Source organism: Streptomyces sp. NPDC002784 (assembly GCF_053592135.1).
The window spans coordinates 305,875-319,076 of sequence record NZ_JBSFVD010000003.1 but is presented as its reverse complement, the minus strand read 5'-3'; the positions used below and the strand labels follow the sequence as shown (position 1 = coordinate 319,076).

Sequence of the window (13,202 nt, the reverse complement as noted above, 5' to 3'; positions counted from 1 at the left end):
AACGGCATGAGCAATCCCTTCGAGGACCCCGAGGGCGTCTACCTGGTGCTCGTCAACGACGAGAACCAGCACAGCCTGTGGCCGGACTTCGCCGACGTACCGGCGGGCTGGCGGGTGGTGCACGGCCCCGCGGCGCGAGAGGCATGTCTGGAGTACGTCGAGACCCACTGGACCGACATGCGGCCCCGGAGCCTGGCCGAGGCCATGGACAACTGAACACCCTGGAACACAGGAGGGGGCGGCCCCGCGCGGCCGCCCCCTCGATCTGTGTCAGGACGCGGGCTGCTCCACCTTCGTGTCCGCCTTGCCGTCGACGGCCGCCGCGAGCTGCGGGACCAGCCGCTCCACCACGTACGGCAGGCTCAGGACCGTGCCCATGGAGAGCGCGTTGCCATAGTCGCTGGTCTCGTTGACGTAGACCTCGCGTCCCTCGGCCACCACGTCCAGATCCTTGTACGAGGCGTCCTTGTGGAGCTTGCCGGCGTCCTTGACGACGTCACCGACCTGCCACACGATCGCGTCCTGGTCCAGCAGATCGGTGCGCTCCTTGCTGATGTTCGCGCCGAACTGGTCACCGATCGCCTGGTCCAGGTCCTTGGGCAGTTCGAAGCCGAGGTCGGTCAGCAGATGCGAGCGCGGGTCCTGGCTGCCGAAGACGAACATGCCCTCGTACGGCGTCGCCATCACGGCCGTCTTCCCCGCGAACTCGGGGTGCTCCCGCACGGCCGCCGCGATCGCGTCCTCGGTCTTCTCGACGGCCGCCGTGGCCTGCTCGCTCCTGCCGAGCGCCTTGCCGATCGTCGCGGTCTGCTCCTGCCACGGCACGCCGTAGTCGTTGTACTCCTTGGGCTGGGCGACCACGGGGGCGAACTTGGACAGCGACTCGTACTGCTCCTTGGTGAGTCCGCCGTACACGGCCAGGATCAGGTCCGGCTTGAGCGCGGCGATCTTCTCCACCTGCGGTCCGGTGCCGGTGTCCTTGAGGACCGCCGGCGCCTCGGCCCCGGCGAGCCGGTCCTCGGCCCAGGGGCCCACGGCTCCCTGGTAGCCGCCGAGCCACTCGGTGGTGCCGACCGGGACCGTGCCGAGGGCGAGCACCGAGTCCTGGTCGGTGAGGCCGACGGTGACGATCCGCTTCGGCTCGGACTCGACGGTCGTACTGCCGTACTTGTGCGCGACGGTGACCGGGAAGGCGGCGTCGCCGGACGCGCTCGCCTTCGGGTCGGAGCCCTGGGTGTCGGCGTCCGGGTCGTCGTCGCCGCAGGCCGTGGCGGCGGTCAGGAGCAGCAGGGACGAGGCGAGCGCGGCGGCGAGCCGGGGAGCCTGGCGGGAGCGGAACATCGGTGGTCCTTCTGTTCGGTTTTCCTGTGGGCCGGACGTGCGGTGGCGGTGCGTCTAGGAGCGGGTGTCGGACCAGGCCGCCCAGAGGGCGGCGTAGCGTCCGCCGGCGGCGCGCAGTTCGTCGTGGGTGCCGGTCTCGACGACGCGTCCGGCGTCCATGACGACGATCCGGTCGGCGGTCGCCGCCTGGCTGAGGCGGTGGGCCACGATCAGCGCGGTACGGCCGTCCACGGCGCGGGCGACGGCCTTCTCCAGCGCCCGCGCCCCGGCGCTGCCCGCTTCCGCGGTGGCCTCGTCGAGGATCACCAGCGGCGGGTCGGCGAGGATCAGCCGGGCGAGCGCCAGGGCCTGGGTCCGGTCGCCGGTGAGCCGGTGGCCGCCGTCGCCGACGACCGTGGCGAGACCGTCGGGCAGCGCCTCGGCCCAGGCCAGGGCGTCGACGCGGTCGAGTGCGGCGCGCAGTTCGCCGTCGGTGGCATCGGGTTTGGCGAGCCGGAGGTCATCGGCGAGGGGGCCGGCGAAGACATGGGTCTCCTGGGTGATCAGGGCGACCGTGCGGCGGGCGGCGGCCCGGCCCAGCTCGGAGGGCGGCACGCCGTCGACCAGGACGGTGCCGGAGGTGGGCGGCTGGATGCCCGCGACGAGTCTGGCCAGGGTCGTCTTGCCGGCCCCGCTGGCGCCGACGAGGGCCACCCGCTCGCCGTGACGGATCGTCAGGTCGACGTCGTGCAGCACCGGATGGCCGGGCCGGTAGGCGTGCGTGAGGCCGCGCACGGTGACCTCGACCCGGCCCGTCCCGCCCGCCCGGGCGCCTTCCGCGGGCCCCGGCTGGTCGGTGACGCCGACGAGGCGGGCCAGGCCGGCCATGGCCGACTGGGCGTCGTCGAGGAGGACGAGGGCGGCGTTGACGGGGGTGAACAGGCTGTGGAAGTACAGGGCGGCGGCGGTCGCCGTGCCGATGGACGCCGCGTCCTGGCGGACCAGCCAGTACCCGGTGAACAGCACGGCGGCGAGCCCGATGTACTCGGCGATGTGCAGCCGGCTGTAGAAGCCGAGGACCAGGCGGACCCCGCGCATGGTCAGCGCCACCACGGACCGGGACCGCTCGGTGACCCGCTCGGTGTGCTCCCGCTCCAGCCGGAACGCCCGCACGGTGGAGTGCCCGGCGACGGTGTCGAGGAGCTGCTGCTGCTGGGCGCCGGCGGCCACCCGCTGCTCGGCGTAGAGCGGGACGGCACGGGCTACGTACCAGCGGGCGGTGGCCACCTGGACGGGCACCGCCAGCAGCGCGGCCAGCAGGAACCGCCAGTCGAGCAGCGCCATCGCGCCCAGCGTCAGGACGATCGTCAGCAGGGAACGGGCCAGTTCCGGCAGGGCGTTGCGCACGGCGTCGGCGACGAGGGAGACGTCCGCGGTGACCCGGGCGGTCAGATCACCGGCGCCGGCCCGCTCCACGCACTCCAGCGGCAGGCCGAGGGCCCGTTCGACGAACATCTCGCGCAGCCGGGCCAGCGTGGTCTCGCCGAGCCGGGAGATCAGCGACAGGCCGAAGCCGGCGGTGACGCCCTGGGCCACGGCGACGGCGACCAGCAGGGCGGCCGTGGTGGTGATGGCGTCGACGGAGCCGCGGTCGGCGGCGAGGTCCACGATCCGGCCCAGCAGGGGCTGGGTGAGCAGTCCCACGGCGGTGGAGCCGACCATGACGGCGAACGCGGTCAGCGCCAACGCCCGCTGCGGGCGCAGCAGCCGGGCCACGGCGGCGCGGGTGCGGGCGGGGGTCGCGACGGGCAGCAGCGGGGACTCGGGGGCGGCCGTGGGGCCGGGCGCGGTCGGGGAGTCGGGTGCGGTGGCGGAGTCGGGTGCCGTCGGGGAATCGGTCATGCGAGGACCGCCGTACGGTAGGCGCCGTGCTGGTGGACCAGCCGGTCGTGGGCGTCGGCCGCGACGACCGAGCCCCGGTCGAGCAGGACGACCCGGTCGGTCACGGCGAGCAGGGCGGGGCTGTTGGTCACCAGCACGGTCGTCCGGCCGCCGCGCAAGCCCTTCAGGCCGGCCGCCATCCGGACCTCGGTGACGGCGTCGACCGCGGTCGCGGGCTCGTGCAGGACGAGCACCGGGGCGTCGGCGGCCAGCGCCCGCGCCAGTGCCACCCGCTGCCGCTGTCCGCCGGAGAGCGAGCGCCCGCGGGCGGTGACCGCGGTGCCGGCGCCGTCGGGCAGGGTGCCCACCACCTCGTCGGTGCCGGACGCGGTGATCGCGGCGGCGACGGGGGCGTCCGGCCCCGCGGCCGCGGTGACGTTGTCCAGGACGCTGCCCTCGAACAGGTCCGCGTCGTGCTCGGCGACGAGGAGCGCGGCCCGCAGCTCGGCGAGGCCCAGCGCGGTGAGGTCCGTGCCGTCCAGCTCCACGGCGCCCTCGTCGGGATCGGCGTGGCGGGCGAGCAGCTGGAGCAGGGCGACGGCGTCGGCGGGGTCGGTGGTGACGACGCCGACCGTCTCGCCGGGGGCGATGTCCAGGTCGACCTGGAGCAGGGGGCCGTACGACAGGCCGCGCAGCCGCAGCCGGCCCTCGACGCGGCCGAGCGCACCGCCGGACGCCTTCGCCGTGACGGCACGACCCGCGCCGAGGATCTCCGCGATCCGCGCCGCGGAGGCCCGGCCCTGCGCCAGCTCGGCGTTGACCCAGGAGAACTCGGAGAGCGGGCCGATGAGGAAGAGGGCGAGCGCGACGGCGGAGACCAGCTCGCCGAGGCTGATGTCACCGCGTGCGGCGAGCCGTCCGCCGACCAGGGCGACCAGGGCGAGGAACGCGCCGGTGAGCATGGTCACCACGCCGTTCTGCCAGGCCTCGGCCCGGGCCGCGCGCAGGGTGGCGGTGAGGGAGTCCTGGCTGATCCGGCGGTAGCGGGCGACCGCCGCCGGTTCGGCGCCGATGCCCTTGAGGACCCGTAGTCCGGCCACCAGGTCGGCCGCCACGCCCGAGGCGCGGGCCGCGCGCTCCTGCTCGGTCTCGCTGCGCCGCTCCAGGGGCTTGCTCAGCAGATGGCCGAGCCACAGCAGCAGCGGGGTGCCGAGCAGGACGAGCAGTCCGAGGGGTACGGACATGCGCAGCAGGACGACCGCGCCGACCACGAGTCCGGTGGAGGCGGCGATGCCGACGATGAGGACCATGGCGACGGCGCCGACCCGTTTGGCGTCCTCGGTGGCGGTGTTGGCCAGCTCGCCGGGCAACCGCCCCTCGGCCGCGCCGCCTTCGGGGGCGAGGACCCGCTCGACCAGCTCGGCTCTCAAGTGGTGCGCGGCGGTCACGGAGGCGCGTTCACCGGCCCGTGCGGAGAAGCGGAAACTGAAGGAGAGGCCGACGTAGACGGCGGCCAACACGCAGAGCCACAGCAGCAGTCCGGCGGCGTCGCCGTCCACGACACCGCGCTCGATGGCGAGTCCGATGACGAGCGGCACCAGGGCCTCGCCCGTCTGGTGGCCCATGCCCAGCACCGCGCCGAGCGCGACGTCCCGGCGCTGACCGCCCACCGCACGCCGCAGGACGTCCCGTCCCGGCAGGTCCGCTTTCCTCACGCATTCCTCCGGACCGGATCCGCAGCGCCCAGAAACCGTGCACGCTTACTTAGGTAAGGCTAACTACAACTGGCTTGCCGTGTCACCCCTTTGACGCACCGTCGTGCGAGGGGCGGACGTCGGGTGGCCGTGGCGCTCAGTCCTGCTCGGCGAGGTCCCTCTCCAGGGCGTGGGCCGTGGCGTTGAGGGTGGCGACCAGGGGCTGGAGCCGGTGCGGGTCGTACCGCACGCTGGGCATCGACACCGACAGGCCCGCCAGCGCGGTGCCGTCCCGGTCGCGCACCGGCACCCCGACGGCGACGAGGCCGCGCTCGGAGCGCTCCCGGTTGACGGCGAAGCCGGTGCGCCGCAGCCGCCTCAACTCGGTGCGCAGCCGGGCGAGATCGGGCCGGTCGGCCGGGCGGTCGCGGTACCGCTCGGGGGCGTAGACCTCCTCCAGCTCCGCCTCGGGCAGGTCGGCGAGCAGCAGCAGCCCCGCCGTCGTGCGGTGCGCCGGGAACACCATGCCCTCCCGGGAGCCGACCCGCAGCGCCTGCCGGCACTCCACGCCGGCGATGAACCGGGCCGTGTCCCCGGTGCGCACGATCAGGTTCACGGTCTCCTCCAGCAGATCCACCACCCGGTGCAGATGGGGCAGCGCCGCCGCGCGCAGCCGGGACACGAGCGACTGGGAGTGCGCGGCGAGCTCCAGCACCGGGCCCGCCCGGTAGACGCGGTCCTCGTCCTGCACGGCGAAGTCCCGGTACACGAGCATGGCGAGGATCCGATGCGCGGTCGACCTCGCGACGCCCAGCCGCTCGGCGATCTGCGACACGGTCGCGCCGCCCTCCATCTGCAGGACGATCGCCGCCCGCAGCGCGTGGTCCACGCTGGCGATGGGGTAGGGCGGCGGATTCTTGAGCGGCTTGTCCACGACCGGTGACCTGCCCTTCGGATTCTGCTCTCCAGAATCTCACCGTTCTCCCCACGGACGCCGCGCACGCTGTCGTCCGTGACTCAGTCCTCCATCGCGCACGACACCGCCACGGGTTCGCCGGTCCGCCTCCAGGCCGTCGCCGCGGACGGGCAGCCCGAGGTCACCCCGGCGCTCGAAGAGCTGTACCGGGGCTTCGAACAGGAACTGCTCGTCCCGCTGTGGACCGAGATAGGCGATCTGATGCCCGCCCATCCGCGCTCCCGGGCCCAGCCGCACCTGTGGCGCTGGGAGCGGCTGCGGCACCTCGCGGCCCGGGCCGGCGACCTGGTCCCGGTCGGCCGGGGCGGCGAGCGGCGGGCCATCGCGCTGGCCAACCCCTCCCTGGGCGGCCGGCCCTTCGCCACACCGACGCTGTGGGCCGCGATCCAGTACCTCATGCCCGGCGAGGACGCCCCCGAGCACCGGCACACCCAGCACGCCTTCCGCTTCGTCGTCGAGGGCGAGGGCGTGTGGACGGTCGTCGGACGCGACCCGGTCGCCATGCGGCGCGGCGACTTCCTGCCGCAGGCCGGCTGGAACTGGCACGCCCACCACAACGCCACCGCCGAGCCGATGGCCTGGATCGACGGCCTGGACATCCCCTTCCAGTACGCCACCGAGAACCAGTTCTTCGAGTTCGGCCGGGACCGGCTCGGCGACGCCGAGCGGACCACCCCCGACCGCTCGCGCGCCGAACGCCTGTGGGGCCACCCCGGCCTGCGCCCGGTGGGCGCCGCGCCCACCGGCCCCGGATCACCGCTGCTCGCCTACCGCTGGGAGCACACCGACCGCGCCCTCACCGACCAGCTCGCCCTGGAGGCGGAGGGCTACGGAGGCACCGTCGAGCCCGGTCACGCCGCCGTCCGGTTCACCGATCCGGCGACCGGCGCCGACGTGCTGCCCACGATGCGGGCCGAGATGCACCGGATCGCCCGCGGCACCGAGACCGCTCCGGTGCGCGAGACGGGCTCGTCGGTCCACCAGGTCTTCGACGGCTCCGGCACCGTCACCGTCGGGGACGCCACCTGGTCGGTCACCCGCGGCGACCTCTTCGTGGTCCCCTCCTGGCAGCCCTTCTCGGTCCGCTCCGAGGCCGGCGCCACCGACTCCGACTCGGGCGCCCTGGACCTGTTCCGGTTCAGCGACGCGCCCGTCCTCGAAGCCCTGCGGCTCGACCGCACCCACGTGGAAGGAACCCCCCGATGAAGCTCGCGACCCTCCGCACCGGCGGTACGACGAGGGCCGTACGCCTCGACGGGGGAGGGCTGGTCGACCTCGGGTTCCCCGACGTGGGCGCTCTGCTCGGCCAGGACGACTGGCAGGATCTGGCCGCGACGGTGACCGGGACGGCGTACTCCCTCGACGGCGCCGACTTCGCGCCCGTGGTCCCCGCCCCCTCCAAGGTGGTCTGCGTCGGCCTCAACTACCGCAACCACATCCAGGAGATGGGCCGCGACCTGCCCGAACACCCCACGCTCTTCGCGAAGTTCGCGGACTGCCTGATCGGCGCCCACGACGACATCGCGCGCCCGCAGGAGACCGGGAAGTTCGACTGGGAGGCCGAACTCGCCGTCGTCGTCGGCGCCCGCGTGCGCCGCGCCCGGGGCGCCGAGGCGGAGGCGGCCGTCGCCGGGTTCACCGTGCTCAACGACATCACCTGCCGGGACTGGCAGTTCCGCACCCGCGAATGGCTCCAGGGCAAGATGTGGGACTCCGCCACCCCTGTCGGCCCCTTCCTGGTCACCCCGGACGAGCTGCCCGGCGGGGTCCGCCCCGTCCTGGACGTGACGCTGCGGGTGGACGGCGAGGTCATGCAGTCCGACTCCACCGGCGACCTGCTGTTCGACCCCGTCGACCTGGTCGGGTACGTCTCCACCGTCGTCCGCCTCAACCCCGGCGACATCATCGCCACCGGCACCCCCGGTGGCGTCGGCCACGCCCGCCGGCCCGAGCGCTACCTCCTCGGCGGTGAAACCGTCGTCACCGAGATCCAGGGAATCGGCCGCCTGGAGAACCGGATCGTCGAGGAGAAGTCCGCCTGATGCCGCGCACCCTCGACGACGCCCGCCGCTGGGCCCGGCTCGGCACCGAGCTGTTCCTGGGGGCGGTGGACAACCGGTTCGACGAGCCGAGCGCCCTGCCCGGCTGGACCCGCGCGCACCTGGTCGCCCATGTGGCGGCCAACGCCGACGCGCTCGGCAACCTCGTGCACTGGGCCGCCACCGGCGAACCCACCCCGATGTACGCCTCGCCCGAGGAGCGCGCCCGGGGCATCGAGCGGGGCCGCGCCCTGCCCGCCGCCGAACTCACCGCGTGGCTGCGGGACTCCGCGGACGCCCTGGAGAAGGGGATGGCCGCGCTCGACGAGGCACAGTGGCGGGCGCGGGTGGTCACCGCGCAGGGCCGGACCGTACCGGCCACCGAGGTGCCGTGGCTGCGGGCCCGCGAGGTCTGCGTGCACGCCGTCGATCTGTCGACCACCGTCACCTTCGCCGATCTCCCGGACGACTTCCTGAGGGCGCTGTGCGACGACGTCGTGGCCAGACGGTCGGCGGCTCCGGGCCCGGCCGTCGCCCTGCGGGCCCCGACCGCCGCCTGGGACCTGCCGGGCGGGGGCGAACCCGCGCTCCGCACCGGTGAGTTGCCCGACCTGGCCGCATATCTGACCGGCCGGGACACCGGCCCGTCCGCCCCCGCTCTGGGCCCCTGGCTCTGAGCGCCGCCGCCCGCGACCGAAGGAGCAGATCATGAACCCTCCCTGCGGCCCCGACGTCCTCATCGTCGGCGGCGGGATCGGCGGCCTCGGTTCCGCCTTCGCCCTGGCCCGCCAGGGACTGCGGGTGCGCGTCCTCGAACGCGCCAGCGAGTTCGGCGAGGTGGGCGCGGGCCTCCAGATCGCACCCAACTGCACCCGCATCCTCGCCGCGTACGGCCTGCTGGAGGAGGCCAAGACGCTCGGCGTCCTCCCCGCGCACATGGTGATGCGCGACGCGCTCGACGGCCGGGAGCTGACCCGGCTGGACCTGCGCGACCTCGAACGCCGGTACGGCTTCCCGTACATGGTCATCCACCGCAGCGATCTGCACGGCATCTTCCTGCGCGCCTGCCGGAGCGCCGGTGTCGAGCTGCTCACCGACCGGACCGTCATCGGCTACGACCACACCCCCGGCGGCGCCCGGGCCGTGCTGGAGGACGGCCGGACCGAGTCCGCCCCGCTGGTCGTCGCGGCCGACGGGCTGCACTCCACGGCCCGCCGCCTGCTCGTGGGCGACGACGTCGTCAGCTCCCACTACGTCGCCTACCGTGCCGCCGTCCCGATCGAGCAGGTCCGGGAGAACGGCATCGCGGAGAAGGACGTCACCGTCCATGTCGGCCCCCGCTGCCACTTCGTCCAGTACGCCCTGCGCGGCGGCGACATGTTCAACCAGGTCGCCGTCTTCGAGTCGCCCAAGGCCCTGGCCGGACAGGCCGACTGGGGCACCCCCGACGAGCTGGACGCGGCCTTCGAGGCCGCCTGCGACACCGTACGCAAGGGCATTCCGCTGATGTGGCGGGACCGCCGGTGGCAGATGCTCGACCGGGACCCCGTGGACACCTGGGTGCACGGCCGGATCGCCCTGCTCGGCGACGCCGCCCATCCGCCCCTCCAGTACCTGGCGCAGGGCGCGATCATGGCGATCGAGGACGGCTGGGTACTGGCCGAGCACCACGCCCGGCACCGGGACTGGGACGCGGCCCTCGCGGCCTACGAGGCGGTTCGCGTGCCGCACTGCCGGCGGGTGCAGACCACGGCCCGTGCCTGGGGCGAGCTGTGGCACCTCGACGGCGAGCGCCGGCGCCGGCGCAACGCGATCATGCGGGCGCGGGACACCTACGACTACTCCTTCACCGACTGGGTGTACGGCCCCACCGCGCTCACGCCCGAGGAGGAGCCCCCCATGTTCACCCCGATCCCGCTGTCCTCCGCGCCCCCGGAGGCGGACGGAGGATGAGCACGACGGCCCGCGCACCCTCGCCGGCCAACGGCCGGGCGAGGAGCACCCGTCGTGCCAGAATGAACACGACCGCCTCCGGACCCCTCGTCCCCCCGTACCGCTTCACCGAGGTTCCCCGTGACCAAGCCCGTGGCCCGCGTGCCGCAGCGACGCAACGCGCGGTCCAACCGGGCGCGCATCCTGGCCACCGCCCGCCAGGAGCTCGGCCGCAACCCCGACATCACGCTGGAGGAACTGGCGCGGGCCTCCGGCGTCGTACGGCGGACCCTCTTCGGTCACTTCCCCGGGCGCCCGGCGCTGCTGGAGGCGCTCGCCGAGGAGGCGTCCGAGACGCTGCGCGCCGCGCTGGCCGAGGCGGTCAGGCCCGCCGAGCCGGCCGAACGGGCGCTCGCGCACTTCGTCCTCACCATGTGGCCCGTCGGCGACCGCTACCGGATGCTCCTGGCGCTCGCCCGGCGCGACCTCGGCATCGAGCGCGTGACGGAGATCCTGTCCCCGGCCCGCTCCGAGGTCACCGCCATCCTGGAAAGGGGGCAGCGGGACGGTGTCTTCCACACCCATCTGCCGCCCGCCGTGCTGAGCGCCGGTCTTGAGGCCATGTATGTCGCGCTGCTGGAGGAGGTCAACACCGGGGCGCTGGAGGACGACGGCGCCAGAACCGCCCTCGCCACGCTGATCGCCGCCGGGGTGCCGCAGGAGCGGGCGAGCGGGGTGGTCGCCGAGATCGCGCCGACGGCGGTCCGCGGGGCCGGCGCCGACGACTGATCCGGCGGTCCCGCCTGCGGCCTGCCCCGTGTGCTCCGTACGGCTCAGGCCGACGCGCCCGTGGCGCGGCGGGGTGGTCGACTGGGCCGGACCCTGTACCGCCCTGTGAGGGAGCGCCCCATGTCCGTCGTCGTGGTCTTCGAACTGCCGGGGATGACCCAGGCCCAGTACGAGCAGAGCGTGGAGCGGCTGACCGGCCGCCCCGGCCCGTTGACGAGCCCCTCGGACTGGCCGGTGGCCGGCCTCGTCTCGCACACCGCCGCCCCTACCTCCGACGGCTGGCTCGTGGTCGACGTATGGGAGTCCGAGGAGGCGTTCCGGGAGTTCGGGGAGACCATCGTGCCCATCCTCCAGGAGCTCGGCGTCCCCGAAACGAAGCCGAGGATCTACCCGGTGCTCACCGTGGTGACCCGCTAGCGCTCACCCGCTCCTTCCGCGGCTCGGGCGACTGCTCCTGGTGCTGCTTCATGGCGCGGTTGCCGGGCAGGACGAGAAGGACGAGCACGGCACCGGCGGCCATGATGACGCCACCGACGAGGCTGGTGTACGCGACGCCGTGGGCGAACGCCTCGTGCACCGCGTCGACCAGGGCCCGGGCCTGCTCGGCGCCGCCGGCCGGGTTCTTGGCGATCTCCTCGGCGACGGCGAGGCCACCGCCCGCCGACTCCTGGGCGGTGCGCAGGGCCTCGGCCGGCAACCGTCCGCCGACCAGATCGGTCAGCCTGTCCTGGTAGGACGTGCTGAGCAGGGAGCCCAGCAGCGCGATGCCGAGGGAACCGCCGAGCTCCAGCGAGGTGTCGTTGGCGCCGCCGCCGACGCCCAGCTCCGACTCGGGGAAGGAACCCATGATCGTGTCGGTGGCGGGGGAGACGCTGAGGCCGATCGCGAAACCGAGCAGCAGCATGGTCGGCAGGAAGGCGGAGTACCCCGAGCCGGCGTCGACCAGGGTGAGCAGGAAGACGGCCGCCGCGCCGAGCACCATCCCGGTCCCGACCATCGCCTTCACCCCGAGCCTGGGCGACAGCCTGCCGGTGACGGCGGCGCCGACGAACACGGCCCCGGCCAGCGGCGTCAGCCGGACACCGGTCTCCAGGGCGTCGTAGCCGAGGACGAACTGCAGGAACTGGGTGGAGTAGTAGATCGAGCCGAAGGTGCCGAAGAAGAAGAACAGCACCGCGATCATCGAGCCGCTGAAGGGCCGCTGGAGGAACTTGCGCACGTCCAGCATCGGGTGCGGATGGCGCAGCTCCCACCCGACGAACGCGAGCAGACCGGCGCCGGCGACCACGGCCGCGGTGACCGGTCCGGCGCCCCAGCCGAAGTGCGGGCCCTCGATGATCGCGTAGACGAGCGCGGCGACGGAGACGATGGAGAGCAGGCCGCCGACGTAGTCGATCCGCCCCATGTTCTGTGCCTTGGACGGCGGGACGAGGACCAGCGCGCCGACCACGCCGGCGAGGACGATGGGCACGTTGATCAGGAACGTCGAGCCCCAGGCGTGGTTCTGCAGCAGCCGGCCGGCCAGCAGCGGGCCCGCGGCGATGGCGAGGCCGGAGGTGGCGGTCCAGGCGGTGATGGCCCGCACCCGCTCGCCCCTGGGGAAGATGGCGACCAGCAAGGAGAGCGTGGCCGGCATGACCACGGCGGCGCCGACGCCCATGATGGCGCGGGCCGCGATGACCAGCTCGGTCTCGTCGACCACGCTGCCCAGCACCGACCCGCCCGCGAAGATCACCAGCCCGCTGACGAGCGCGCCGCGCCGGCTGTACTTGTCGCCCAGGGCGCCCAGGACCAGCATCAGCGCGGCGTACGGGACGGTGTAGCCGTCGATGACCCACTGCAGGTCACTGCTGGACAGCCCGAGGTCCCTCGTCATGTCGGGCGCGGCCACGATCAGCGAGGTGTTCGCCATGACGACGACCAGCAGGCTGAGGCAGAGCACCAGCAGGGCCCACCAGCGGCGGGGGTAGGGGCCGGGCATTTTCTCGACGGGGGTGTTCGCGAAGAGCGGCATGGAACGTCCTGAGATGCAGGGAGGGGCGGAAGGCGGGGGTGCGCCTACGACACGGTGGCAGTTAATTGCTCACTCATGTGCAGATTAGGTTATTGCCCACAGGTGTGCAAGTAAGGGGGTGCCGTCGCAGGCCCGGCGCGCGGTGCCGGGTGAAACCGCGTGCCGTCCGGCGCCGCGCGGTGATGGACACCCGGCGTGGACAGACCACTGGAGTTCCCCGCTCTGCTGCGGCCGATCGACGACCGGTCGACCGCCTCCCGGACCGCGACAGCCTCCGCGCCCAGCCTCGACGCGCCGGTGCCGACCTGCCCCCGTGGGGCGCGTCGCGATCGCCGGGGAGCTGCGGTGCCGTCGTCCGGCACCAGCTCCAGGAGGTCACGGTGCACACACCTACGACGCCCAACTCGCCCTGGGCGTCCCGCAGTCGCTGCCGGAGGAGGTGGCGCCCGACGGCGTCGACGAGTTCCTGTCCACCTGCTGCGCCACGACAAGTGCCGGGCCGCACAAGCCCGCCGCCGTCGACCCCCACGCCACCGAGGGCCGCTCCTGGCGCCTGG

Annotated in this window: 12 protein-coding genes; 7 read left to right on the top strand and 5 right to left on the bottom strand. The window is 73.8% G+C overall.

Annotation, left to right across the window (positions count from 1 at the left end; all coding sequences use genetic code 11):
• Nucleotides 1-6 precede the first annotated feature (6 nt).
• Nucleotides 7-216 (top strand): MbtH family protein, encoded by a 210-nt coding sequence (locus ACWD1Z_RS08775; RefSeq protein WP_451116800.1) that lies wholly within the window; start codon nucleotides 7-9, stop codon nucleotides 214-216.
• Nucleotides 217-270: 54 nt separating this feature from the next.
• Here ACWD1Z_RS08775 and ACWD1Z_RS08770 read toward each other — a convergent pair whose 3' ends face one another.
• The 4 genes from ACWD1Z_RS08770 to ACWD1Z_RS08755 form a co-directional block, all read right to left on the bottom strand.
• Nucleotides 271-1,341 (bottom strand): iron-siderophore ABC transporter substrate-binding protein, encoded by a 1,071-nt coding sequence (locus tag ACWD1Z_RS08770; RefSeq protein ID WP_451116798.1) that lies wholly within the window; start codon nucleotides 1,339-1,341, stop codon nucleotides 271-273.
• 54 nt (nucleotides 1,342-1,395) lie between these two features.
• A complete protein-coding gene (locus ACWD1Z_RS08765; protein WP_451116796.1) occupies nucleotides 1,396-3,222 on the bottom strand; it encodes an ABC transporter ATP-binding protein in 1,827 nt (608 codons plus the stop codon).
• Nucleotides 3,219-4,916, bottom strand: a complete 1,698-nt coding sequence (locus tag ACWD1Z_RS08760; protein ID WP_451116794.1) for an ABC transporter ATP-binding protein — start codon at nucleotides 4,914-4,916, stop codon at nucleotides 3,219-3,221. Before ACWD1Z_RS08760 ends, ACWD1Z_RS08765 begins: the two co-directional genes overlap by 4 nt.
• Nucleotides 4,917-5,052: 136 nt before the next feature.
• Nucleotides 5,053-5,829 carry an IclR family transcriptional regulator gene (locus ACWD1Z_RS08755; RefSeq protein WP_451116792.1) on the bottom strand — a complete coding sequence of 259 codons (777 nt, stop codon included), beginning with the start codon at nucleotides 5,827-5,829 and terminating at the stop codon, nucleotides 5,053-5,055.
• 78 nt (nucleotides 5,830-5,907) lie between these two features.
• Here ACWD1Z_RS08755 and ACWD1Z_RS08750 point away from each other — a divergent pair, with 78 nt between their 5' ends.
• From ACWD1Z_RS08750 to ACWD1Z_RS08725, 6 genes are all read left to right on the top strand, one after another.
• Nucleotides 5,908-7,077 carry a cupin domain-containing protein gene (locus ACWD1Z_RS08750; protein ID WP_451116790.1) on the top strand — a complete coding sequence of 390 codons (1,170 nt, stop codon included), beginning with the start codon at nucleotides 5,908-5,910 and terminating at the stop codon, nucleotides 7,075-7,077.
• A complete protein-coding gene (locus ACWD1Z_RS08745) occupies nucleotides 7,074-7,913 on the top strand; it encodes a fumarylacetoacetate hydrolase family protein (RefSeq protein WP_451116789.1) in 840 nt (279 codons plus the stop codon). The genes ACWD1Z_RS08750 and ACWD1Z_RS08745 overlap by 4 nt, the downstream gene beginning before the upstream one ends.
• A complete protein-coding gene (locus ACWD1Z_RS08740; protein WP_451116788.1) occupies nucleotides 7,913-8,587 on the top strand; it encodes a maleylpyruvate isomerase family mycothiol-dependent enzyme in 675 nt (224 codons plus the stop codon). Before ACWD1Z_RS08745 ends, ACWD1Z_RS08740 begins: the two co-directional genes overlap by 1 nt.
• Nucleotides 8,588-8,618: 31 nt before the next feature.
• Nucleotides 8,619-9,863: an FAD-dependent oxidoreductase gene (locus ACWD1Z_RS08735; protein ID WP_451116786.1), complete on the top strand. Its 1,245-nt coding sequence runs from the start codon at nucleotides 8,619-8,621 to the stop codon at nucleotides 9,861-9,863.
• 120 nt (nucleotides 9,864-9,983) lie between these two features.
• Entirely contained in the window at nucleotides 9,984-10,631 is a 648-nt protein-coding gene (locus tag ACWD1Z_RS08730) for a TetR/AcrR family transcriptional regulator (protein ID WP_451116784.1), read from the top strand.
• Nucleotides 10,632-10,751: 120 nt separating this feature from the next.
• Complete coding sequence (locus tag ACWD1Z_RS08725) at nucleotides 10,752-11,048, top strand: hypothetical protein (RefSeq protein WP_451116782.1); 297 nt, start codon at nucleotides 10,752-10,754, stop codon at nucleotides 11,046-11,048.
• Here ACWD1Z_RS08725 and ACWD1Z_RS08720 read toward each other — a convergent pair.
• The gene (locus tag ACWD1Z_RS08720; RefSeq protein WP_451116780.1) at nucleotides 11,029-12,645 is read right to left on the bottom strand and encodes an MFS transporter; all 1,617 of its coding nucleotides are present in this window, start codon (nucleotides 12,643-12,645) and stop codon (nucleotides 11,029-11,031) included. The genes ACWD1Z_RS08725 and ACWD1Z_RS08720 overlap by 20 nt on opposite strands.
• Nucleotides 12,646-13,202 lie beyond the last annotated feature (557 nt).